The sequence below is a fragment of the Kitasatospora sp. NPDC003701 genome (assembly GCF_053587085.1).
In genome coordinates, this window is the sequence record NZ_JBSFNM010000061.1 from 32,722 (window position 1) to 55,502 (window position 22,781).

Below are 22,781 nucleotides of genomic sequence, written 5' to 3' on the forward strand. Positions count from 1 at the left end.
GTCGTGGTGGCCTGGCGTCAATCCAGACTGACGAGCGGCGGGCCGGTTCGCCCGCTCAGACACGCCACCGGTGGACGTGGTTCGCGCCACGCCCGCACGGCCCGGCCCAGCGGCCGCCCCGGTGCCGGGCGGTACCCCGGCCCCGGCTCAGCCCGCTATTCGCCCGGCCAGCTCGACGGCCTCGGCCAGGCTGTCCACCACCGGGACGCCGACCGGCTCCAGCTTCTCCCGGGTGTGCGAGCCGCCGGTGTACAGCACCGCGTGCGCGCCCGCGCTCAGCGCCGCCAGCGCGTCGTCCGCGGCGTCGCCGATCAGCACCGTGCGGGCCGGGTCGACGTGCTCGCCGAGCGCGGCCAGGTGCCTGGTCAGGTGCTCCGCCTTCTGGCCGCCGGACGGGCCGCTGCGGCCGTCCACCCGGAGGAAGTGGCCGGTCAGCCCGAACCCGTCGACCACCGGGAGCAGCTTCCGGTGCTCGTACATCGACAGCAGCGACTGGCTGTGCCCGGCCTCCCGCCAGCCGCTCAGCAGCTCCAGCACGCCCTCGGTCAGCCCGCACGCCGTGCTCAGCTCCAGGTAGCGGTCGTGGAAGGCGTCGTCGAGCAGCAGCCACTCGGCCTCGGAGGGCATCCGGCCGAGCAGCCGCTGGTAGAAGCGGGGAATCGGGATCTCGTACTGCTCGCGGTACTCCTGCATGGTCATCGGCTCGATGCCGACGGTCGCGAACGCGGCGTTGCTCGCGCCGAGCACCGCCTCCATGTCGTGGAAGAGCGTGCCGTTCCAGTCCCAGACGATATGAGTGCGCACGCAGGGAACGGTAACCCCGGTCACCGACAACCCGGTAGGACAGAGGCCACGCCGGGGGCCCGGCGGCCCGCTCCGGCCCCGGTCGGGCGGCGCCGGCCGCACCGGTCCGGCGCCGGACCGGTCAGGCCAGCAGGACGGGGATCTCCTGGGTGGCGAACCAGAGCAGGTCGTGGTCCTCGGCGCCGTCCACGGTGAACTGGGCGTCCTGGTCGCCCTCGTCGGCCGCCACCACCGCCGCGACCGCCGCCTCGACGTCCGCGACCACGTCCTGGTCGGCCACGTCCGCGTGCACCGCGGCCGCCTTCGCCAGCCGCACCGGCCCGGCCAGCACCACCCGGCCCAGCGAGGCCTGGTCCTGGTACTCGTCGCCGGGGAACGGCTGCACCGCCGAGTCGGCGACGTCCAGCGCCACCACCACCCGGCGGCGCGGCGCGTCCGGGTCGGCGGCCAGCAGCCGCAGCGAGGACTGCGCGGCCCGGTTCAGCGCCGCGTACTCCAGCTCCTCGAGGTCGTCACTGACGTACCACTCGCGCAGCGCGGGGGTCACGGCGTACGCCGCGGACTGCTCCAGGGCGCCGCCCGGGTGCGCCGCCGCCAGGCCGGTCAGGGTGGTGGGCACGTACACGCGCATCGGTGGCACTCTCCGGTTCGTCCAGCGGCACAGCTTCCAGCGCCCCAAGAATAAGCGCCGGGGCGGCATCCGTGATCACGCGCTCACCGCCGCCCGCGCCGCCTGCGCCCCCTGCGCCGCGTGCCCGGACCGCGTCGCGGCTCGACGGCGCCGCGGCTCGGACCGCGTCGCGCCGCGGACGGCGGGGAACCGGCCCGACCCGGCCGGCCCGCGGACCGGCCCGCGCGCCGGCCGGGTCACCGCACGCCGTCCAGGGCGGCCCGGCTGGTCCGCAGCGCGCTCTCCAGCACGGCACCGCGGCGGGCCGGGTCCATCATGTTCGGGCCCATCACCGCGAGGTCCGCCAGGGTCGGCGCGAGCAGGTGCACCCGGACGCCGCTCGCCCGCAGCAGCCGGGTCTCGCGCATCAGCTGCCGGGTCACCGCGCGGCGGTAGCGGCCGACCAACTGGGCGAGCACCCCGCGCGGACGGTCCCGGTCGCGCCACTCGCGCAGCGCCGCCACGGTGCCGCGGCCGGGCTCGGCGCGCCCGCGCGGGTGCAACCGCAGGGCCATCGGCGCGAGCACGTAGACCTCGTCCAGGCCGCGGCCGAGCATCAGGTCGGCGTTGGTGGCCGACCAGCAGCCGCCGTCCACGTACGCCGAGCCGTTCACCCGGACCGGGGCGAACCAGCCGGGGATCGCGCAGGAGGCCATCACCGCCTCGGCGACGGCGGCGGGCGGCGCGCCCGGATCGCCGAAGACCACCCGGTGGCCGCCGCGGTAGTCCACCGCGGCCACCCGCAGGGCCGAACCGTCCGGCCAGCCGCCCGGGCCCAGCAGACCGCGCACCAGCTCGCCGACCGGCTCCAGCGAACCGCGGCCGTGCGGCGCCATCGCCGACACCATGGTCAGCAGCGGGTACTCGCGCGGGTGGCGGACGGCGTCCCGCAGCAGGCCCGGCGAGCCGATGCCGGCCCGCGGGCGCGGGGGCAGCGCCCCGCCGACCGCCGTCTCGTAGTCGAAGGCCACCCCGGCCAGCGGGCCGGCCGTGATCGGCAGACCGCGCTGGTGGTCGCGGAGCTGGTCGGTGCGGGCCCCGCCGGCCAGCATCGCGGCCAGGATCGCGCCCGCCGACGTCCCCAGCAGCACCTCGGCGCCGCCCGGCCGCCAGCCGGCCGCCTCCTCGACGGCGCAGAGCGCGCCGACCGTCCACGCCGCGCCGAGCATGCCGCCGCCGCCCAGCACCAGGCCGCGCCGGGGCCGGGCGTCGGCGGGCGACTCCGCCGACGCCGCCGACGCCCCCGTCTGCGCTACCCGTGTCGTCATGCCGGCCGCCTGTCCTCGTCGGGGCGCTGTCGTCGTCCGTCCTCCGCGGTTCCCGGTCCGGATCCGATCGTGCGCGCCGGGAGCCCGGCCTCGCAACGTCGCGCCCGCCCGCAGCGGTGACCGGGACCGTCCCCTTTCGGGCCTTCCCACCGGTCCCCGCACGTCAACCGGGCGCCCTCCGGGCCCGCCGACCGGCCCTTGCCGCACTGGGCGGTTCACCCGGATAGGTGAGACCTCGGGCAGGCCGCCCGGACCGGCCGATCCCGCTTGCCGCCCCGCTCGGCGCCGGGCTACCAAGGACCGTCCGCACCCGTACCAGCCGCCCCGGGAGGGCCCCGTGACCGCCTGCCCGACCCCCGCCGCCCCGCCGCCCGCCCCGCAGCCCGCCGTGTCGCCCGGCGGCCACCCGGGCCGGCCCACCGTGGCGTCGGCCCACCCCCGCCGTCCGCACGCCACCGCCCGCGCCGGCCACCACCCGCCCGGCGGCCGGCGGCCGCGCCACCCCCGGACGGCCTGTGCCGCCCCCGCCGGTCCGGGTCTCCACGCCGGGCTGAGCACGCGCTTCGCCCACCAGCTGGTCGAGGTGCTGACCGGCGCCCGGCCGTCCGGCCAGCTGATGCGCCACACCAGCCTGGACGGCTACGGCCAGCTCGCCTCCCTCGTCCGGATCGGCATCCTGCGGCGCGGCGGCGCCGCCGACCGGCCCCGGCTCGGGCCGGTGCACGACAGATCGCCCTCGCCCGACGTGATCGAGGCCTGCGTCCGGGTCGACCTCGGCAGCCGGCACCACATGGTGGCGTTCCGGCTGGAGCTGCGCGGGCAGGCCGGGCAGTGGCAGTGCACCGCCGTGGAGGCCCGGTGAACCGGCCCGGCGCGCTCCTCGCGCCGCGCCCGCCCGACGCGCCGCCGGCCACCGCGGCGGGTGCCGGGAGGCTCCGGACGGGCGCCGTGACGGGCTCCGCCGGCGGCCCCGCTCCAGGTGCCCCCACCGGCACCCGCCGGGGCGTCACAGGGGCCGCAGGGGCCTCCGGAGCCACCCGGGCGGCGGTGCCCCCAACGGCGCAGGGCGCCACCCCCGTACGGGAGCGGCGCCCTGCGTGGCGGCGGACCGGGCGGGCCGGCCCCGCCTCAGCTCTTGCGACGGCGGCCCTTGGCCGACTTCGCGGCCTTGCGGCGCTCGGCGCGGGTCAGCCCGTCGCCCTCGTCCTCCGGCGCGAGGTCCTCGAAGTCGCCCTCGACGACTCCGCCACCGACCTCGTCCGAGGGGGCCGTGTAGTGCAGCCGCTGCGGCTTGGGAGCCTCCAGGCCCTTGGCCTTGATCTCCGGACGGGCGGCGTCCTTCTCCAGCTTGTCGAGCAGCACCTCGGCGTCCTCGACCGGCACCTCCTCGACCTGCTGCTCGACCTGGACCTCCAGGTTGAACAGGTAGCCGACGGACTCCTCCTTGATGCCCTCCATCATCGCGGTGAACATGTCGAAGCCCTCGCGCTGGTACTCGACCAGCGGGTCGCGCTGCGCCATGGCCCGCAGGCCGATGCCCTCCTGGAGGTAGTCCATCTCGTAGAGGTGCTCGCGCCAGCGGCGGTCCAGCACCGAGAGGACGACCCGGCGCTCCAGCTCGCGCATGATCTCCGCGCCGAGCTGGTCCTCACGGGCGCCGTACTGCCCCTGGATGTCCTCCTGGATGACCTTGGTGAGCAGCTCCGGGGTGAGCCCGGCGGTGCCGCCGGCCTCCTCCTCCAGCTCCTCCAGGTCCAGGGTGACGGGGTAGAGCTGCTTCAGCGCGGTCCAGAGCTTGTCGAGGTCCCAGTCGTCCTCGAAGCCCTCGCCGGTGGCGGCCTTGACGTACGCCTCGACGGTGTCGTCCATGAAGTGGCCGACCTGCTCCTGCAGGTCCTCGCCCTCCAGCACGCGACGGCGCTCGCCGTAGATGACCTCGCGCTGGCGGTTCAGCACCTCGTCGTACTTGAGGACGTTCTTGCGGATCTCGAAGTTCTGCTGCTCGACCTGGGTCTGCGCCGAGGCGATGGCGCGGGTGACCATCTTGGACTCGATCGGCACGTCCTCGGGCACGTTGGCCATCGAGAGCACGCGCTCGACCATGCCGGCCTTGAACAGGCGCATCAGGTCGTCGCCGAGCGACAGGTAGAAGCGGGACTCGCCCGGGTCGCCCTGACGGCCGGAACGGCCGCGCAGCTGGTTGTCGATCCGGCGGGACTCGTGCCGCTCGGTGCCGAGGACGTAGAGGCCACCGGCCTCCTTGACCTCGTCCTGCTCCGCCTTCACGGACGCCTTGGCCTTCTCCAGCGCGGCCGGGAACGCCTCCTCGTACTCCTCCGGGGTGTCCACCGGGGTGATGCCGCGCTGGGCCAGCTCGGCCGCCGCGAGGTGGTCGGAGTTGCCGCCGAGCATGATGTCGGTACCACGGCCGGCCATGTTGGTGGCGACGGTCACGGCGCCCTTGCGGCCCGCCTGCGCGACGATCTGCGCCTCGCGCTCGTGGTGCTTGGCGTTCAGCACCTCGTGCGGGATGCCGCGCTTGCGCAGCTCCTGCGACAGGTACTCGGACTTCTCCACCGACACGGTGCCGACCAGCACCGGCTGGCCCTTCTCGTGCTTCTCGGCGATGTCCTCGACCACGGCGGCGAACTTGGCCGGCTCCGACTTGTAGATCAGGTCGGGCTGGTCGATGCGCAGCGGCGACCTGTTGGTCGGGATCGGCACCACGCCGAGCTTGTAGATCTGGTGGAACTCGGCCGCCTCGGTGGTGCCGGTACCGGTCATGCCGGACAGCTTGTCGTACAGGCGGAAGAAGTTCTGCAGGGTGATGGTGGCCAGCGTCTGGTTCTCGTTCTGGACCTCCACCCCCTCCTTGGCCTCGATCGCCTGGTGCATGCCCTCGTTGTAGCGGCGGCCGGCCAGGATGCGGCCGGTGTGCTCGTCGACGATCATGACCTCGCCGTTCATCACGACGTAGTCCTTGTCCCGCTTGTACAGCTCCTTGGCCTTGATGGCGTTGTTCAGGAAGCCGACCAGCGGGGTGTTCACCGACTCGTAGAGGTTGTCGATGCCGAGGTAGTCCTCGACCCGGGTGACACCCTCCTCCAGCACGCCGACGGTGCGCTTCTTCTCGTCGACCTCGTAGTCGCGCTCGATCTTCAGGCGCTGCACCAGCTTGGCGAAGTCGGCGTACCACTTGGTCGCCTGGTCCGCCGGGCCGGAGATGATCAGGGGGGTACGGGCCTCGTCGATGAGGATCGAGTCGACCTCGTCGACCACCGCGAAGTTGTGTCCGCGCTGGACGAGTTCGTCCTTCGACCAGGCCATGTTGTCGCGCAGGTAGTCGAAGCCGAACTCGTTGTTGGTGCCGTACGTGATGTCCATCGCGTACTGGCGCTTGCGCTCGGCGGGCGTCATGTTGCCCAGGATCACGCCGACTTCGAGGCCGAGGAAGCGGTGCACCCGGCCCATCCACTCCGAGTCGCGCTCGGCGAGGTAGTCGTTGACGGTGATCAGGTGCACGCCCTTGCCGGTCAACGCGTTGAGGTACGTGGGCAGGGTGCCGACCAGGGTCTTGCCCTCACCGGTGCGCATCTCGGCGACGTAGCCGAGGTGCAGCGCGGCGCCGCCCATGATCTGGACGTCGTAGTGCCGCTGGCCGAGCACCCGCCGGGCGGCCTCGCGAACGGTCGCGAACGCCTCCGGGAGGATGTCGTCGAGGGACTCACCGTCGGCGATCCGCTGCTTGTACTCGTCGGTCAGCGCGCGCAGCTCGGCGTCGGTGAGGTTGACGAAGTCCTCTTCGATGGAGTTGACCTGGGCAGCAATCCGCTGCAGCTTGCGAAGGATCTTGCCTTCGCCGGCGCGCAGGATCTTGTCGAAGACGGACACTTGGGCGGGCTCCTTGCCTGTATTGGCACTGGACGACTGCACGACGGGTTTACCCCACCGCACGGGCCATCGTATGCGAGGAGTCCAACGCCCCGGGAGGTGCGTCAGCACGCTATTCCCGTGTCACCCCTGCGGGCACATGCCCGATAGCACCGTTCACCGGGGCAAAACGGTCAGCCCCCCGGCCAGTTGGGCAGCCCTGCGGGTTATTCGGATGCCCGATTTCCTTTCTGCACGGAATAATCCGCTCATGGCAGAGCATCCCGAGCCCCCCGCCCCCGGCACCCTCGTCACCGAGCGCCTGCTCCTGCGGCCACCGCAGGAGTCCGACCTGGACGCGATCTTCGAGGCCTGCCAGGACGAGGAGATCCAGCGCTGGACGGTCGTCCCCAGCCCGTACCTGCGCAAGGACGCGGAGTACTTCGTCAACGACCTCGCCGTCAACGGCCGGCGCACCGGCGACGCCCTCATCTGGTGCGTGGTCGAGCGCGGGAGCGGGGCCCTGGTCGGCACCCAGGGGCTCATCCGCACCCCCGGCCGGCCGGGTTGCGCCGAGATCGGCTGGTGGGCCACCCGGGAGCACCGCGGCCGCGGGTTCACCGTCGAGGCCGCCCGCGCGGTCGCCCGCCACGGGCTCACCGAGCTGGGCCTGCGCCGGCTGGAGTGGGTCGCGTACGTGGGCAACGAGGGCTCCCGCGCGGTCGCCGAGAAGGTCGGTTTCCGCTTCGAGGGCACCCTGCGCTCGTACGCCGAGCAGCGCGGCGAGTTCCGCGACTCCTGGGTCGCCGGGCTGCTCGCCACCGACCTCGCGGACTGACCGCCCCGCCGCCCGGCCACGGCCACGGTCGTCGTCACAGCCACAGCCACAGCCACGGCCGCGCGAACGTCCCCGCCGCAGGTCCCCGCCCCCGGCCCGGAGCCTCCGCCCCGGGCAGGGGGCGTTGTCGGTGCCGCGGTCTACGCTCGCCGACATGACCGTCACGACTCCCGCCACGACCCTCGGCGCCGACGAGGCCCGCCGCATCGCCCTGCGCGCACAGGGCCTGCTCGGCGCACCGGACCGCCGGGGCGGCGTGCGCGGGGTGCTGCGCCACCTCGGCGCCGTTCAGCTCGACACCATCTCGGTACTGGCCCGCTCGCACGAGCTGGTCCCGTACGCGCGGCTCGGCGCCGTCGGCCGGCCCGCCGTCGAGGCGGCCTACTGGGGCGCGGGAGCGAGCTTCGAGTACTGGTCGCACGCGGCCTGCATCCTGCCGATCGAGGAGTGGCCGCTCTTCGCGTTCCGCCGCCGCCGCTACCGCGAGCGCGCCCACGTCTGGGGCATGCAGGTGGACGCGGCCACCTACCGGTCGGTGCTGGCCAAGCTGCGCGACGAGGGGCCGCTCACCTCGACCGGGCTGGGCGGTGCCAAGAAGACGGCCGACTGGTGGGACTGGTCCGACACCAAGATCGCGGTGGAGCGCGCCCTGGCCTTCGGCGATGTGGTCTGCACCGAGCGCCGGAGCTGGAAGCGGGTCTACGCGCTGGCCGAACAGGCCGTCCCCGCCGAGCTGTTCGAGGCGGAGCCGAGCGACGAGGTCTGCCTGCGCACCCTGGTCGCGCAGGCCGGCGCCGCGCTCGGCGTGGCCACCCGGGCCGACCTGCTGGACTACCACCGGCTGAAGGCCGAGCAGTTGGACTCGGTGCTCGCCGACTCCGGCCTGGTCCCGGTGGAGGTCGCGGGCTGGGGCCAGGACGGCGCCCCCGCCGCGGCCTGGGCCGATCCGGCCGCGCTCGCCGGCGCGCCGCGCGGCCGGCACCGCACCGCACTGCTCTCCCCGTTCGACTCGCTGATCTGGGACCGCGCGCGCACCGAGCGGATCTTCGGCATGACGCACCGGCTGGAGGCGTACACCCCGAAGCACAAGCGGGTGCACGGCTACTTCGCGATGCCGCTGCTGGCCGGCGGGCGGCTGGTCGGCCGGGTCGATCCGGCCCGTGAGGGGAGGACGCTGGTGGCCCGTCAGGTCTCGCTGGACTCCGCGCGGCACGTCGAGGCGCTGGCCACCGCCCTGCGCGAGGCGGCCGCGTGGGTGGGCTGCGACGGCGTCCGGGTGGAGGCCCTGCACGACGAGGCGCTGCGCCCGGCACTGGAGCGACTGCTGGCCGGCTGAGCCTGCGGGCCGGCCACGGGCTCCGTCACCCTATTTCGAGGATCTTCTCCCGCATCGCGTAGACCACGGCCTCCATCCGGGAGTGCAGCTGAAGCTTCTCCAGGATGTTGCGCACGTGGTTCTTCACGGTGTTCTCGCTGATGAACAGCTCCTTGGCGATCTCCCGGTTGTTCATCCCGGTGGCCACCAGCTTCAGCACCTCCAACTCCCGGTCGGTCAACCGGGGTGCGGGCACCAGGTCCCGGTCGTCGGAGCGGCGCTGGATCATCGACTTGAACTCGGTGAGCAGCTTGGAGGCCATCGACGGGCTGATCTGCGACTGCCCGTCGGCGACCGCCCGGATCGCGGTGGCGACCTCGTCGGTGGAGATCTCCTTGAGCAGGTAGCCGGTGGCACCCGCCTTGATCGCCTCGTAGAGGTCGGCTTCCTCGTCGCTTATCGTCAGCATGATGATCTTGGTGCTGGGCGCCACGTCCTTGATCGCCGTGCAGGCCTCGATCCCGCTGCGGCGGGGCATCCGAACATCCATCAGAATGATGTCGGGCAACAGGTCGGCGGCCTTCAGCACGGCCTCCGCGCCGTCCCCCGCCTCGCCGACGACCGTGATGTCCTCCTCCTCGGCGAGCACGATCTCCAGGCCGCGCCGGAACAGCGCGTGGTCGTCCACCACCAGGACGCGGATCGGCTCCCTCCGGTGCGGGGCGTAGTCGAGGTCCTCCCCCGAGCCCCGCACCACCCCCCCGACCGGCCCCGCACCGGGCCCCAGCCCGAAGTGATCCCCCATCCGCTCCTCCCCCGTCGCCGGTCGTCGTCCGCCAATCATTCCACGCCCCGGACGTCCTCCGGTCACGCTCCGATGCCGATTCCCTCGCACCGGGTGACCTCCCGCCACCCCGACCGGCCCGGACCTGGCCGGACCGGCCCACCGCGGCCCCGCGGCCGCCCCGGAACGCCGGTGACCCCGGCGGCAAGGGCCACCGGGGTCACCACTCCCACACCGCTCGGACGATCAGTCCTCGTCGTCGGCTCCACCGATCGCGCCGCCGGCACCGCCACCCGGCCCGGCCGATCCGTCGGCCTTCAGGTGGATGACGCCGTAGTTGTAACCGTGCCGGCGGTAGACGACGCTCGGCAGGCCGCTGTCCTTCTCCACGAACAGGTAGAAGTCGTGGCCGACCAGTTCCATCTCGTAGAGCGCCTGGTCCAGCGCCATGGGGGCGGCCGGGTGGGTCTTCTCCCGGACCACCAGCGGGCCTTCGCCCTCCACTTCCAGGGATCCCATCATGGTCTTGCGGACGGCCCCGTTGGTCTCGCCCTCCGGCTGCGTCGTGTCGGGCAGCGCGGCCAGGGCCGCGGTCGCCTCGGCGACGCTGATGGGAGTGCGGCCGTTGCCGCCCTTGTGCACCCGACGCCGGTCCGCGGACTTGCGCAGCTGCGCGTCGAGCTTCGCCGAAGCCAGGTCGAGCGCCGCGTACGGGTCACCGGCGGCGGCCTCGGCCCGGATCACCGGACCGCGGGTACGGAGAGTGATCTCCACCCGCTCGGACCGGTCGGCCTGACGCGGGTTGTGCTCCTTGGACACCTCGACGTCGAGGCTGATCACCTTGCCGTCGAACTTCTGGACCTTCTCCAGCTTCTCGGCCACGTGCTCGCGGAACCTCTTGGGCACCTCGGTCTTGCGGCCCTTGACGACGATGTCCACGCAGAACTCCGATCCCTCGTGCTGACGCCGATCCGGGTGCTACCGGATCGGGCTGAGACCCAGCCGGACCAGCCAATCCACTGCTAGCCCTCCGCCTGCGCCGCGAGCGACGAAGACGACTGGCCCTCACCTCACTTCCTCCCCACCAGGGACGGTTGAAACCCCCTGGAGCCTCATCGAACACCTCACACGGGGTTTTCGCCTCCCCAAGCGGGAATACGGGTGTGACCCGATGCCGTGGGCTTGGCAGTCAAGCTGTTGCACCCTGTCTACCCTCCTGCGAGTGAAGCATGGGTAAATACCTGGACAACACCCCCCGTACGGCGCATCCTGTGCTCACTCTCCGTGCCTGCCGCCGCCAGGAGCACCGTGCCGCCCACTCCCCTCCCCACTCGCCCGCAGACCGCCCAAGGGCCGTTCGGCCACGCACTGGCCGGGCTGCTGGAGGTGCTGCTGCCGGCCCGCTGCGCGGGCTGCGGCGCCGACCGCACCCAGCTCTGCCCGGCCTGCCGGTTCGCCCTGACCACCGCCCGGCCCGGCCCCACCGCACTGCCCTGGGTGCACGCCGCCGCCCCGTACGCCGACCCGGTCCGGCAGCTGCTGCTCGCCCACAAGGAGCGCGGCGCGCTGCGCCTGGCCGGGCCGCTCGGCGAAGCACTCGCCCGGGCCGTGCGCTCCTCGCTCGGGCCGCGCGCCGGGCTGGCACCGCTGCTGCTGGTGCCGATGCCCTCCGCCCGCTCGGCCGTCCGGGCCCGCGGCCACGATCCGACGCTGCGGCTGGCCGGTGCCGCCGCCCGGTCACTGCGCCGGGCCGGGGTGGACGCCCGGGCCGCGTCGCTGCTGCGGCACACCCGGCCGGTCGCGGACCAGGCCGGCCTCAGCGCCGCCGAGCGCCGGCGCAACCTGCACGGCGCGCTCACCGTCCTGCCGCGCGCGGACTGCCGGCTGACCGGCCGCCAGCCGGTCCTGGTGGACGACCTGGTGACCACCGGTGCCAGCCTCGCCGAGGCCGCCCGGGCGCTGGCCAGCGCCGGGCTCCCGCCGAAGGCGGCCGCCACCGTCGCGGCCGCCGTCCCGCACCGGCCCGCCGGCCCGGCCGGCCACCGCGCGAGCGGACCCCGCCCCTGGTAGCCCGGCCCCGACCAACCCGGCCCCGACAGCACGGCCCCAACCAACCCGGGGCCGGGCTCAGCCCGGCCCCGGCTCAGCCCGGATAGATGAAGGAGGACGCCCGGAAGTTCAGGACGAGCTCCCGCCACTGGCTGTTGACCAGCCGGTAGATCTTGCCGTCGGCGGCCTGCCGGGCGAGCACCGGCGGCGCCTGGTCCATGGTGTCCGCACGCGACTCCGCCGCCTGGGCCGAGGCCATCCCCTCGCCCCCCTGGGGCGGGGCGTCACTGCTCAGCGAGCCGTCCGTGCTGATGTAGTGCAGTTGCTGCAGGCGGCCCTTCTCCTTGCCCAGCACCAGCAGTTGGTCGGCCTCCGCCCAGGAGACCGAGGAGACCTCGGCGATCGCCGGGGCGACGCGGCGCAGTCCGGTGATCCGCGCGGCGGGCGCGTCCTTGGTGCCGGCGTGCTCCACCCGGCCGAGCCAGAGCGACTGCGCCCCGCGCTGGTCCTTGAACACCAGGGCGATCCGGACGGCGTCCGAGGAGATCTTGAGGTCCTGCAGGACCTGTCCGTCGGGGCTGTCGACCGGCACGGTGAGCGGGGGCCGGTTGCCGCGCACCATCACCACCCGCCGGTTCTGCGGATCGCGGTCCACCACCCAGAGGTCGCCGCGGCCGTCCCAACTGGGCGAGGTCAGGCCGTCCTCGTCCTTCTGGCCCGGCCGGGTCTGGGTGGTGAGCACCGGCTCGGGCATGGCCTGTCCGGTGTCGGCCAGCGGCACCATGTAGAGCTGGTGGCCCTTGCCGCCGATCGCCGCGGCGCGCTCGCCGTCCCGCGACACCGCGATGGTGCCGAGCGGCTCCTTGCCGTTCGGCTGCGGCCGTCCGAGCGGGCCGCGCACCGCGGTGCCGTCGCCCGTCTCCTGGGCCTCGACCAGGACGCCGTTGTCGGCCCGCTGGAAGAACTGCTTCTGGGCGGCCGCGCCGGTCAGCGCGCCGGGGCCGGTCTTGGACAGGTCGGCGCGGGTCGCCTGGCAGCCGCCGGTGTTGTGCGGGCCCTTCAGGTCCAGCTTCTCCACCTGCCCCTTGCCCTGGTCGGCGAGGGTGTAGAAGAGCTGGGCGGCCATCCGCCTGCAGAGCATCGTGCCGCCGAGGTCGGCGCCGTCGAGCACCACGTGGGCGGTGCTCGACGGCGCGTCGACGCTCACCCGCTCGACGACGGTACCGGTCGGGAAGGCGGTCCGGGCCACCGGCGCCAGCCAGTCGGACGGACCGGCGACCACGGCCTTGGCGGCCGAGGTCAGCGGGTCTATTCGGCGCCGCAGGTAGATCGGGTCGGCGATCAGCACCTCCGGGCTGCCGATCGCCGAGGTGCCGGGCGCGGACGGGTCCTCGGCCGCGTAGAAGAAGCGGTCCACCTGGCGGTAGCTGATGCGGAAGTTGGTCTCGTTGATGAGCACGCCGTCGGGCAGCGCGTCGATCCGCCACTCGCCGCTCTTCTTCTCCCGGACGAACGCGAACTGGAAGTCCACGTCCTTCTGCCCGTCCAGGAAGGTGTACGAGTGCTTGGCGTCCACCTCGGCGACGACCATGCCGGACACCGGGGCGGTGAACGAGGTGTCGGCCTCGGCCACGGCCTGGGTGGACAGCGAGGGGGTGGCCGAGAGCACCTGGATGCGGGCGTCCGGCTTCCACTTCGCCGCCGCCTCGTCCGTGAGGTACATCCGGGCGGTGTCGTAGCTCTCGTCGGCGGTGACGGCGTCCAGGAAGCCGGCCAGCAGATCGCGCGGCTTGGCGCCCTTGGGGGGCGCCATCGGAAAGACCCTGACCTGCAGGTTCTTGTCCACCGCGTCCTGCGCCAGCTCGACCTTGCTGACGCCGCCGGAGTCCGGCATGGCCGCGCAGCCGCCGGCCAGCAGGGTGCCCAGCACCACGCCGGCCACCGCGACCAGCCGCGGCTCAGTCCTGCTGGTCCTTCGCACGCTGCGACCCCTCCGTGTCCGTCCCGGCCGTGCCGTGCAGGGCCTCCGCCGTACCCGCCGCGCCCGGCTCCGCCGTCCGCTGGGCCACCGAAGGCCACCCGGGCGTCGGGTCCACCATGACCTGGGCTCCGGTGGCACCGTACCCGGCACCCACCGTCCGCACGTCCGAGGGGTCGGCCCGCGGCCCCTCGGGCAGCCGGCGGGCGCCCAGCCCCGGGCCGATGCTCAGCACGCCGCCGAGGCCGCTGCCGAACCCGTTGTCGCCGGAGCCCTCCGGGGTCTCCGGGACGGCCGGCTCCTCGGTGGCGGTCAGCGCGGTGGCACCGCCCGGACGGATCGCCCGCCGGTACGGCACCCCGTACGAGCCGAGGCCCCGGTTGTTGCGCGAGTCCTCCGGCTCCAGCCGGAAGGGTGCCCGGCTGATCTCGCCGCCGCGGGTGCGCGGCAGGGTCAGCCGGAAGTGCGAGCCGCCGCCGGGCTCGCCCCAGGCCTGCAGCCAGCCGCCGTGCAGGTGCGCGTCCTCGACCGCGATGGACAGGCCCAGGCCGGTGCCGCCGGTGGTCCGCACCCGGGACGGGTCGGCCCGCCAGAAGCGGTGGAAGACCCGGGAGGCCTCGCCGGGCTTGAGCCCGATGCCGTAGTCGCGCACGCCGACCGCGACGGCGCCGTCCGCCGAGCCCAGCCGGACCACGACGTCCCGGCCCTCGCCGTGCTCCAGCGCGTTGACCACGAGGTTGCGCAGGATGCGCTCGATCCGGCGGGAGTCGACCTCCGCCAGCACCGGCTCGCCGTCGCCGCGGATCACCACGGCGCTGCCCTTGGCCTGGGCCAGCGGGTCGGCGGCCTCGACCACCCGGGTGACGATCTCCCGCAGGTCGACCGGTTCGGCGTCCAGGATCGCGGCACCGGCGTCGAACCGGCTGATCTCCAGCAGGTCGGCGAGCAGCGACTCGAAGCGGTCCAGCTGGCCCTGGAGCAGCTCGGCCGAGCGGGCCGCCATCGGGTCCAGGTCCTCGCGGCTGTCGTAGATCAGGTCGGCGGCCATCCGGACGGTGGTCAGCGGAGTGCGCAGCTCGTGCGAGACGTCCGAGACGAACCGCCGCTGCACCCGGGAGAGCTCCTCCAGCTGGCGGATCTGCGCCTGCAGCGCGTTGGCCATCCGGTTGAAGGACTCGCCGAGACGGGCGATGTCGTCCGTCCCGGTGACCTTCATCCGCTCCTCCAGGTGCCCGGCGGCCAGCCGCTCCGAGATCCCGGCGGCCATCCGGACCGGGGTGACCACCTGGCGCACGACCAGCCAGGCGATCCCGCCCATCAGGATCACCACGAAGACCCCGGCCGTGGCGAGGGTCCCGGTGACCAGGCCGAGGGTGTCGGTCTCCTGGCCGAAGGAGAAGACGTAGTACAGCTCGTAGGAGATGCCGGTGGGGCCGCCGAACTGCATGCCGATGGCCAGGCCGGGCTCGGTGTGCCCGCCGCTGTCGACGGAGCGGTGGATCAGCGTCGGCTGGTCGAAGATCTGGCCGGGCTCGGCCGAGACCTTGGCCCGCAGGGTGTCAGGGATGCTGATCGGCGAGATGTCACCCGTGTAGCGCGGCCCGAGACCGGCGGTCTCCGGCAGGACGGTCTTGCCGTCGCGCACCATGGCGATCACCGAGTAGACGTTCTGCCCGCTGGCCGCGAGGTCGCCGACCTGCCTGAGCAGCCAGGTGCCGGTGTCCTCGACGGTCTGGTCGGCGGCCGCGCCGACCTTGAGCCGCAGGTCCTTCGCCTCGTCGATCTTCTTCAGCTCGGTCTGGAAGCCGGCCCGGGCCTGGCTGCGCGCCGAGTCCTGCTTGGTCTCCAGCAGCCCGTTGCGCACCTGGGCCACCACGACCACGCCCAGCACCAGCACCACCACGACGGAGAGCATCAGGGTGGCCGCGACCACCCGCAGCTGGATGGAGCGGCGGTACAGCGCCGAAACCCGGTTCAGGGGCCTGCGCAGCTGACGGATCACCGGCGTGAGCAGGGCGGCGGGCCCGCGTCGGCGGCGGCTCCGCGTGGTGGAGCTCAGCACGTCCCCGCGCACGGCGGAGCCCCCGTCGGTCGCGGACTCCGACGGGGTGTCGTCAGCCTGGTACGTCACGTCAGCTGGGCCCGGCCTTGTAGCCGACGCCACGAACGGTCACCACGATCTCGGGACGCTCCGGGTCCTTCTCGATCTTGGACCGGAGCCGCTGGACGTGGACGTTCACCAACCGGGTGTCCGCCGCGTGGCGGTAACCCCAGACCTGCTCCAGCAACACCTCCCGGGTGAACACCTGCCAGGGCTTGCGGGCCAGCGCGACGAGCAGGTCGAACTCCAGCGGGGTCAGCGGGATGCCCCGGCCGTCCCGCTTCACGGAGTGGCCGGCCACGTCGATCACCAGATCGCCGATGGTCAGCTGCTCGGGCGTCGGCTCCTCGGCACGGCGCAGTCGGGCTCGTACCCGGGCCACCAGCTCCTTGGGCTTGAACGGCTTGGTGACATAGTCATCGGCCCCCGACTCCAGGCCCACCACGACGTCGACCGTGTCGGTCTTCGCGGTCAGCATGACGATCGGGATGCCGGACTCCGCCCGGATCTGCCGGCAGACGTCGATACCGTCCCGTCCGGGCAGCATCAGGTCCAGCAGGACCAGATCGGGCTTGGTCTCCCGGAACGCGGCTAGCGCCTTGTCCCCATCCGCGACGAAAAACGGCTCAAAACCCTCACCACGCAGCACAATGCCGAGCATCTCGGCCAGTGCGGAGTCGTCATCAACGACGAGGACGCGTCCCTTCATGCGTCCATCTTCTCATTACCGGATTGTGACCTGCCGCACAGCAGTCCCTTTGCTCCAGAACGGCCAACTGGCGACCCGGCAAATTCCGGCCATACCGGACGAATGACCTGGACCGCACCGCCCCGGGCACCCCCCGGGCCACCTGCGGGCCACGTCCGGGCCACGTGGCGACCGCCCCGCGGGCCCCCGTTGCCGTTCAGCAACCGGATACCCCTGGGGACCGTCCGACCACCATGGCACGATGGGCGCTGCGCGCGGGTGAAGATCCACCCGGCCCCGCGAACCCTGACGCCCCTCCGAGGAGCAGTGATGACCGACACTCCGGGCTGGGCCTCGCCCAGCTCGTCCGAGCCGCCCCGCGACGACACCCGGCCCCCGGCCGACACGTCCGCCGCCGTGCCCGGGCAGTCGGTACCACCCCAGGCCGCGCCCGCCGCGCCCCCCGCCTGGGGCGCCGGCTACGGCGGCCCCCAGCAGCCCACCGGCCCCCAGCACGGCGGCCAGGGCCCGCACGGACCGCACGGCCAGTACGGCTGGGGCGCCCCGGTCAGCCCCAAGCCCGGCGTCATCCCGCTGCGCCCGCTGGGCCTCGGCGAGATCCTCGACGGAGCCGTCTCCACCATCCGCAAGCACTGGCGCACCACGCTCGGCCTCTCGCTCGGGGTCGCCGTCGTCGAGCAGGCCGCCGTCACCGGCACCCAGCTGGCCGTGAACGGTGACACCGGCGACCTCACCCCGGTGCTCTCGGCCCTGGCGAGCCTGCCGGTGACCATGCTGCTCAGCGTCGTCGCCGCCGCCCTGCTGACCATGGTGGTCAGCCGCGCCATCCTCGGGCAGTCCGCCACCGTCCGGGACGCCTGGCGGGACGCGCGCCCCCGCATGCTCCAGCTGACCGGCCTCACCCTGCTGACCGGTCTGATCGGCGCCGGCATCGTGCTGCTCGGCTTCGCCCCGATGATCGGCTACCTGCTGGCCGGCGCCGGCGAGCCCGCCATCGCGGCGCTGCTCTTCGTGGTGGGCCTGCTCAGCATCCCGGTCGCGATCTGGATCTGGATCCAGCTCAGCCTGGCCGCCCCCGCCCTGATGCTGGAGAAGCAGGGCGTCATGACGGCGCTCTCCCGCTCGCGCCGGCTGGTCCGCGGCTCCTGGTGGCGGCTGTTCGGCATCAACCTCCTCAGCCAGGTGCTGGCCGGCATCGTCGCCGGGATCATCAGCGTGCCGTTCACCGTCGCCGGCCTGGTCCTCGGCTTCGACGACCTCGTCGGCCAGGTCGACGCCGGCGACACGGCCACCCTGCCCACCGCCGTACTGATCACCACGGCGATCGCCGGCGTGATCGCCTCCACCCTCACCATCCCGTTCACCGCCACCATCGGCGTGCTGCTCTACGTCGACCAGCGGATCCGCCGCGAGGCCCTGGACATCGAGCTCGCCCGCGCCGCGGGCCTGCCCGAGTACGGCGGCACCGGCTGGGGCGACCAGACCGGCCCGAACCCGGCGAGGCTCTGAACCGCATGCCGAACTGGGGGGAGAAAGCGCTGGCGGCGAGCGGCGCTCCGGTCACCGTGCCACGTGACCCGGCCCGCGACGCCGCCCGCGACGAGCTGCTCAACGCGGACTACCACCGGCACGACCCGAGCCTCCAGCAGCGGGTCTACGACTGGGTCATGGAGCGGATCGACGACGCGCTCAGCGCCATCGCCGGCGACGGCACCAGCGGCACCACCGGGCTGATCCTCTTCCTGGTGGTCGCCGTGGTGATCGCCGCCGCCCTCTGGTGGCGGTTCGGCGCCCCGAAGCGGGAAGCCCGCACCGTGCTCGACGTCTTCGGCAGCGCCGGACCGCGCAGCGCCGACCAGTACCGCGCCGACGCCGAGCGGCACGCCGCGGCCGGCCAGTGGTCCGAGGCCGTCCGCGAGCAGATGCGCGCCGTCGTCCGGGCCCTGGAGGAGCGCACCCTGCTCGACACCCGCCCCGGCCGCACCGCCGACGAGGCCGCCGCCGAAGCCGGCCGGGCCCTCCCCGCGCACGCGGCCGCCCTGGCCGCGGCGGCCCGCACCTTCGACGACATCGCCTACGGCGACCGCACCGCCGACCGGGCCGCGTACCAGCTGCTGCACGACCTCGACCAGACCCTGGAACGCGCCCGCCCGGCGTTCGCCCCGGCCGCGGGAGGAGCGGCATGACCAGCACCACCCCCGGCCCGGCCGCACCGCCGGCACCCGGCGGGCCCCCGCCCGAGGTGCCGCTCACGCCCGCCGCACCGCCGCCGGGCGCCGCCGGCACCAGCAGCCTCGCGCCCACCGGCCGCAGCGTCTGGCACCGCTCGCGCTGGTACCTGCTGACCGCCGCGCTGCTGCTGCTCGCCGCCGCCGTCCTGGCCGGCCTCAACCAGGAGCGCCGCTACCCCCCGCTCGACCCGCGCTCCTACGACGCCTCCGGCTCGCACGCCGTCGTCGCCCTGCTCCAGCGCCAAGGCCTCCAGGTCGACGTCACCGCCGACCTGCCCACCCGCTCCGCCGGGAACGACACCCTCGTCGTCCCCGAACCCGACCTGCTCGGTGCCGACCAGCTGCGCGCCCTCGCCGCCGCCCGGCACGGCCGGCTGGTCCTGATCTCCCCCGGCCCCGCGGCGCTCAGCGCCCTCGCCCCCGGGGTCCGTCCCTCCGAGGAGGGCGGCGGCGCCCCCTACGCCGCCGTCCGCAGCACCCCCGCCCAGTGCGCCCTCACCGAGGCCGTCCGGGCCGGCACCGCCCACCTCGGCGGCCTGCTCTACACCACCGGCAGCCGCGGCGAGGGCTGCTACCCGCGCGGCCACGGCTACCCGCTGGTCGTCGTGCAGAACGGCAAGGGCAGCGAGGTCGTCGTCCTCGGCAGCGGCGACTTCCTCAGCAACGAGCTGATGAAGAAGGACGGCAACGCCTCCCTGGCGCTCGGCCTGCTCGGCTCGCAGCCCCGCCTCGCCTGGCACCTGCCCGACTACGCCACCCCGGTCGTCCACGGCGGCGACAAGCAGTTCACCGACTACATCCCCGACGGCTGGCGCTGGGCCGCGTACCAGCTCGGCATCGCCGTCCTGCTCGCCGCGCTCTGGCGCGCCCGCCGGCTCGGCCCGGTCATCAGCGAGAACCTGCCCGTCGTGGTCCGCGCCGCCGAGACCACCGAGGGCCGGGCCCGCCTCTACCGCCGGGCCAAGGCCCGGGGCCGCGCCGCCGACGCCCTGCGCCGCGCCGCCGCCCACCGCCTCGCACCCGCCCTGGGCGTCCCGCCCACCGCCGGCGCACCCGACCCCACCGCGCTCTGCGCGGCGGTCGCAGACCGCCTCCCCGACCGACCCGCCGGGGACGTACGGGCCCTCCTGTACGGGCCGCCCCCGACCGACGACGCCGCGCTGCTGCGGCTCGCCGACGACCTCGACACCCTTGAAAGGCAGGTGCGGAAGCCGTGACCGAGCAGGCCACCGCCACCCCCGTCCCCACCCCCGGCACGGCGACCGCCACGCACGGTGCCCCCGGCACCCCCGGGAGCACCGACGACCCGCGCCAGGCGCTCACCGCCCTGCGCGCCGAGATCGCCAAGGCCGTGGTCGGCCAGGACGCCGCCGTCACCGGCCTGGTCGTCGCCCTGCTCTGCGGCGGCCACGTGCTGCTGGAGGGCGTCCCCGGCGTCGCCAAGACGCTGCTGATCCGCACCCTCTCCACCGCGCTCAGCCTGGACACCAAGCGGATCCAGTTCACCCCGGACCTGATGCCCGGCGACGTCACCGGCTCCCTCGTCTACGACGCCCGCACCGCCGAGTTCTCCTTCCAGCCCGGCCCGGTCTTCACCAACCTGCTGCTCGCCGACGAGATCAACCGCACGCCGCCGAAGACCCAGGCCGCCCTGCTGGAGGCCATGGAGGAGCACCAGGTCACCGTCGACGGCGAGCCCCGCGCGCTGCCGGCCCCGTTCCTGGTCGCCGCCACCCAGAACCCGGTCGAGTACGAGGGCACCTACCCGCTGCCCGAGGCCCAGCTCGACCGCTTCCTGCTGAAGCTGATCCTGCCGCTGCCCGACCGCGACCAGGAGTTCCAGGTCCTCGCCCGGCACGCCTCCGGCTTCGACCCCCGCAACCTCGCCGCGGCCGGCGTCCGCCCGGTCGCCGGCCCCGAGCACATCGCCGCCGCCCGTGAGCAGATCGCCAAGCTCACCGTCGCCCCCGAGGTGCTCGCCTACATCGTCGACCTCTGCCGGGCCACCCGGCAGTCCCCCTCGCTCTCCATCGGCGTCTCCCCGCGTGGCGCCACCGCCCTGCTCGGCGCCTCCCGCGCCTGGGCCTGGCTGGCCGGCCGCGACTACGTCACCCCCGACGACGTCAAGGCCCTCGCCCTGCCGACCCTGCGGCACCGCGTCGCGCTGCGCGCCGAGGCCGAGATGGAGGGCGTCACCGCCGACTCCGTCATCCAGGCCGTCCTGGCCCAGACGCCCGCCCCCCGCTGACCGCCCGCCCCGCCCCGCTCACGAAGGAGCGCACCGCATGGCCCTCACCGGGCGAACCGCCCTGCTCGCCGCACTCGGCGCGCTCGTCGTGGGCCTGCTCCTGCCGTCCTGGAGCGGGATCGCCGCCGTCACCGGCACGGTCCTGCTCGCGGTCGTCGTCGACCTGGTGCTCGCCGCCCCCGTCCGCAGCCTGCGGATCACCCGGGGCGGCGACACCACCGTCCGGCTCGGCGAGCCCGCCGCCGTCGAACTGACCGTCACCAACCCGTCCGGCCGCCCGCTCAGAGGCCGCGTCCGCGACGCCTGGGCGCCGTCCGCCTGGCGACGCGGCACCGAGATCGCCGCGTCCCGGCACGCCCTGCGCATCCCCGGCGGCGAGCGGCGCCGGGCCACCACCGTGCTCACCCCGGTCCGGCGCGGCGACCACCACGCCCACAAGGTGACGATCCGTTCCCTCGGCCCGCTCGGCCTGGCCGGGCGCCAGGGCTCGCACCTCGTCCCGTGGACGGTCCGCGCCCTGCCCCCGTTCAACAGCCGCAAGCACCTGCCGTCCCGGCTGGCCCGGCTGCGCGAACTCGACGGCCGCACCTCCGTCCTGACCCGGGGCCAGGGCACCGAGTTCGACTCCCTGCGCGAGTACCTGCCCGGCGACGACATCCGCTCCATCGACTGGCGCGCCAGCGCCCGCCGGCACACCGTCGCCGTCCGCACCTGGCGGCCCGAGCGCGACCGGCACATCCTGATCGTCCTCGACACCGGCCGCACCTCCGCCGGCCGCGTCGGCGACGCCCCCCGTCTGGACGCCTCGCTCGACGCAGCGCTGCTGCTCACCGCGCTCGCCACCAAGGCGGGCGACCGGGTCGACCTGCTCGCCCACGACCTGCGCAAGCGCGTCTCGGTGGCCGGCCGCTCCCCCAGCGAGATCCTGCCGGCCTTCACCAACGCGATGGCCGTCCTGGAGCCCGCCCTCTACGAGACCGACATGCGCTCGCTGGTCGCCACCGCACTCAAGATGGCGCCGCACCGCTCCCTGATCGTCCTGCTCACGGGGCTCGACGCGGCTCCCGTCGAGGACGGCCTGCTGCCGCTGCTCCCGCTCCTGACCAAGCGCCACGAAGTCGTCCTGGCCTCCGTCTCCGACCCGCACCTGGACGAACTGGCCACCGCCCGCGGCACCGTCGAGGCCGTGTACGGCGCGGCCGCCGCCGAGCAGACCCGCGCCGACCGCCGGCTCACCGCGGACCGCCTCACCCGCCACGGCGTGACCGTGCTCGACGCCCCGCCGACCGCGGTGGCCCCGGCCCTCGCCGACGCCTACCTCGCGCTCAAGGCCGCCGGCCGCCTCTGACTGAGTCCCACCGGACGCCGCTGGGCCCAGTGGGAGCCTTGACTCCTGCTCTGCTCACTGTTCGGCCTGCATGACTGAGCCCCCGCCACGGACGTCCGTGGTGGGGGCTCAGTCATGGGGTCACGCGCTCCCGGGGCGTCCTGGCGGGGTCGTGGCGGGGCGCCGGCCGGCCGTCAGCAGCCCCGCCCTGGGCCGTCCGGTGACCTTCTGAGCCTCCAGGCCTGGGCTGCTGACGGTGGGCCCTCCCCCGGGCCGCTCCTCTCCCGCGGGCCCCGGGGAGCGCTGCCGGCCCGGGCTGTCCGGGTACCCGGAGCGGGCTGAGCCGGCTCACCGGCGGCGGTGCCCTGTGGCCCTCCGGCGGGGCCGGGCCCCTACGGGAGGGCCGACAGCCCTCCGGGAGTGGGACAGCAGCATCGGGACCTTCTTTCGCGTTTCCGCATTGCCCCGGAAACGCAAAGAACCCCCCGATCCGGATGGATCAGGGGGTTCTTCACAATGATTGTTCGGCGGCGTCCTACTCTCCCACAGGGTCCCCCCTGCAGTACCATCGGCGCTGTGAGGCTTAGCT

General features: G+C 74.1%; 18 protein-coding genes and 1 rRNA gene. 9 read left to right on the forward strand and 10 right to left on the reverse strand.

What is annotated here, in order from left to right; genetic code table 11:
• Positions 1-147: 147 nt before the first annotated feature.
• The 3 genes from ACWDRR_RS36335 to ACWDRR_RS36345 form a co-directional block, all read right to left on the reverse strand.
• Positions 148-804: an HAD family hydrolase gene (locus ACWDRR_RS36335; protein WP_449776540.1), complete on the reverse strand. Its 657-nt coding sequence runs from the start codon at positions 802-804 to the stop codon at positions 148-150.
• A gap of 121 nt (positions 805-925) precedes the next feature.
• Entirely contained in the window at positions 926-1,435 is a 510-nt protein-coding gene (locus tag ACWDRR_RS36340; protein WP_449776541.1) for a DUF6912 family protein, read from the reverse strand.
• A gap of 236 nt (positions 1,436-1,671) precedes the next feature.
• Entirely contained in the window at positions 1,672-2,742 is a 1,071-nt protein-coding gene (locus tag ACWDRR_RS36345) for a patatin-like phospholipase family protein (protein ID WP_449776542.1), read from the reverse strand.
• Positions 2,743-3,079: 337 nt separating this feature from the next.
• On the opposite strand from ACWDRR_RS36345, the gene ACWDRR_RS36350 reads away from it, so the two are divergent.
• Positions 3,080-3,604: an Rv3235 family protein gene (locus tag ACWDRR_RS36350; protein WP_449776543.1), complete on the forward strand. Its 525-nt coding sequence runs from the start codon at positions 3,080-3,082 to the stop codon at positions 3,602-3,604.
• Positions 3,605-3,870: 266 nt separating this feature from the next.
• Here ACWDRR_RS36350 and secA read toward each other — a convergent pair whose 3' ends face one another.
• Positions 3,871-6,633, reverse strand: a complete 2,763-nt coding sequence (gene secA, locus ACWDRR_RS36355; protein ID WP_449776544.1) for a preprotein translocase subunit SecA — start codon at positions 6,631-6,633, stop codon at positions 3,871-3,873.
• A 250-nt stretch (positions 6,634-6,883) separates the two neighbouring features.
• Between secA and ACWDRR_RS36360 the strand changes: the two genes are divergently transcribed.
• Together ACWDRR_RS36360 and ACWDRR_RS36365 are read left to right on the forward strand one after the other, a co-directional pair.
• Positions 6,884-7,450, forward strand: a complete 567-nt coding sequence (locus ACWDRR_RS36360) for a GNAT family N-acetyltransferase (RefSeq protein ID WP_449776545.1) — start codon at positions 6,884-6,886, stop codon at positions 7,448-7,450.
• Between the two features lie 154 nt (positions 7,451-7,604).
• Positions 7,605-8,786 carry a winged helix-turn-helix domain-containing protein gene (locus tag ACWDRR_RS36365; RefSeq protein WP_449776546.1) on the forward strand — a complete coding sequence of 394 codons (1,182 nt, stop codon included), beginning with the start codon at positions 7,605-7,607 and terminating at the stop codon, positions 8,784-8,786.
• Between the two features lie 25 nt (positions 8,787-8,811).
• Here the strand turns inward: ACWDRR_RS36365 and ACWDRR_RS36370 are convergent, their stop codons facing one another.
• Together ACWDRR_RS36370 and hpf are read right to left on the reverse strand one after the other, a co-directional pair.
• Positions 8,812-9,570, reverse strand: coding sequence for a response regulator (locus ACWDRR_RS36370; RefSeq protein ID WP_449776547.1), 759 nt, complete (start codon positions 9,568-9,570; stop codon positions 8,812-8,814).
• A gap of 225 nt (positions 9,571-9,795) precedes the next feature.
• Entirely contained in the window at positions 9,796-10,488 is a 693-nt protein-coding gene (gene hpf, locus ACWDRR_RS36375) for a ribosome hibernation-promoting factor, HPF/YfiA family (RefSeq protein WP_387893778.1), read from the reverse strand.
• Positions 10,489-10,917: 429 nt separating this feature from the next.
• On the opposite strand from hpf, the gene ACWDRR_RS36380 reads away from it, so the two are divergent.
• Positions 10,918-11,619 carry a ComF family protein gene (locus ACWDRR_RS36380; protein WP_449776558.1) on the forward strand — a complete coding sequence of 234 codons (702 nt, stop codon included), beginning with the start codon at positions 10,918-10,920 and terminating at the stop codon, positions 11,617-11,619.
• A gap of 73 nt (positions 11,620-11,692) precedes the next feature.
• Here ACWDRR_RS36380 and ACWDRR_RS36385 read toward each other — a convergent pair whose 3' ends face one another.
• The 3 genes from ACWDRR_RS36385 to mtrA are packed head-to-tail and all read right to left on the reverse strand — an operon-like array spanning position 11,693 to position 16,386.
• Positions 11,693-13,579 (reverse strand): LpqB family beta-propeller domain-containing protein, encoded by a 1,887-nt coding sequence (locus tag ACWDRR_RS36385; RefSeq protein WP_449776548.1) that lies wholly within the window; start codon positions 13,577-13,579, stop codon positions 11,693-11,695.
• Positions 13,557-15,707, reverse strand: coding sequence for an MtrAB system histidine kinase MtrB (gene mtrB, locus ACWDRR_RS36390; protein ID WP_449776549.1), 2,151 nt, complete (start codon positions 15,705-15,707; stop codon positions 13,557-13,559). The genes ACWDRR_RS36385 and mtrB overlap by 23 nt, the downstream gene beginning before the upstream one ends.
• A 1-nt stretch (position 15,708) precedes the next feature.
• Entirely contained in the window at positions 15,709-16,386 is a 678-nt protein-coding gene (mtrA, locus tag ACWDRR_RS36395; protein ID WP_030061806.1) for an MtrAB system response regulator MtrA, read from the reverse strand.
• Between the two features lie 309 nt (positions 16,387-16,695).
• Here mtrA and ACWDRR_RS36400 point away from each other — a divergent pair, with 309 nt between their 5' ends.
• The 5 genes from ACWDRR_RS36400 to ACWDRR_RS36420 all read left to right on the forward strand — a co-directional run bounded on the left by ACWDRR_RS36400 (position 16,696) and on the right by ACWDRR_RS36420 (position 22,213).
• Entirely contained in the window at positions 16,696-17,895 is a 1,200-nt protein-coding gene (locus ACWDRR_RS36400; RefSeq protein ID WP_449776550.1) for a DUF7544 domain-containing protein, read from the forward strand.
• A gap of 5 nt (positions 17,896-17,900) precedes the next feature.
• Positions 17,901-18,572, forward strand: coding sequence for a DUF4129 domain-containing protein (locus ACWDRR_RS36405; protein WP_449776551.1), 672 nt, complete (start codon positions 17,901-17,903; stop codon positions 18,570-18,572).
• Positions 18,569-19,834 (forward strand): DUF4350 domain-containing protein, encoded by a 1,266-nt coding sequence (locus ACWDRR_RS36410; protein ID WP_449776552.1) that lies wholly within the window; start codon positions 18,569-18,571, stop codon positions 19,832-19,834. The genes ACWDRR_RS36405 and ACWDRR_RS36410 overlap by 4 nt, the downstream gene beginning before the upstream one ends.
• Before the next feature lie 110 nt (positions 19,835-19,944).
• Entirely contained in the window at positions 19,945-20,865 is a 921-nt protein-coding gene (locus tag ACWDRR_RS36415; RefSeq protein ID WP_449776559.1) for an AAA family ATPase, read from the forward strand.
• A gap of 37 nt (positions 20,866-20,902) precedes the next feature.
• Positions 20,903-22,213, forward strand: a complete 1,311-nt coding sequence (locus ACWDRR_RS36420) for a DUF58 domain-containing protein (RefSeq protein ID WP_449776553.1) — start codon at positions 20,903-20,905, stop codon at positions 22,211-22,213.
• Between the two features lie 501 nt (positions 22,214-22,714).
• On the opposite strand, the gene rrf is transcribed toward ACWDRR_RS36420, so the two are convergent.
• Positions 22,715-22,781 (reverse strand): 5S ribosomal RNA (rrf, locus tag ACWDRR_RS36425); the annotation flags it as partial.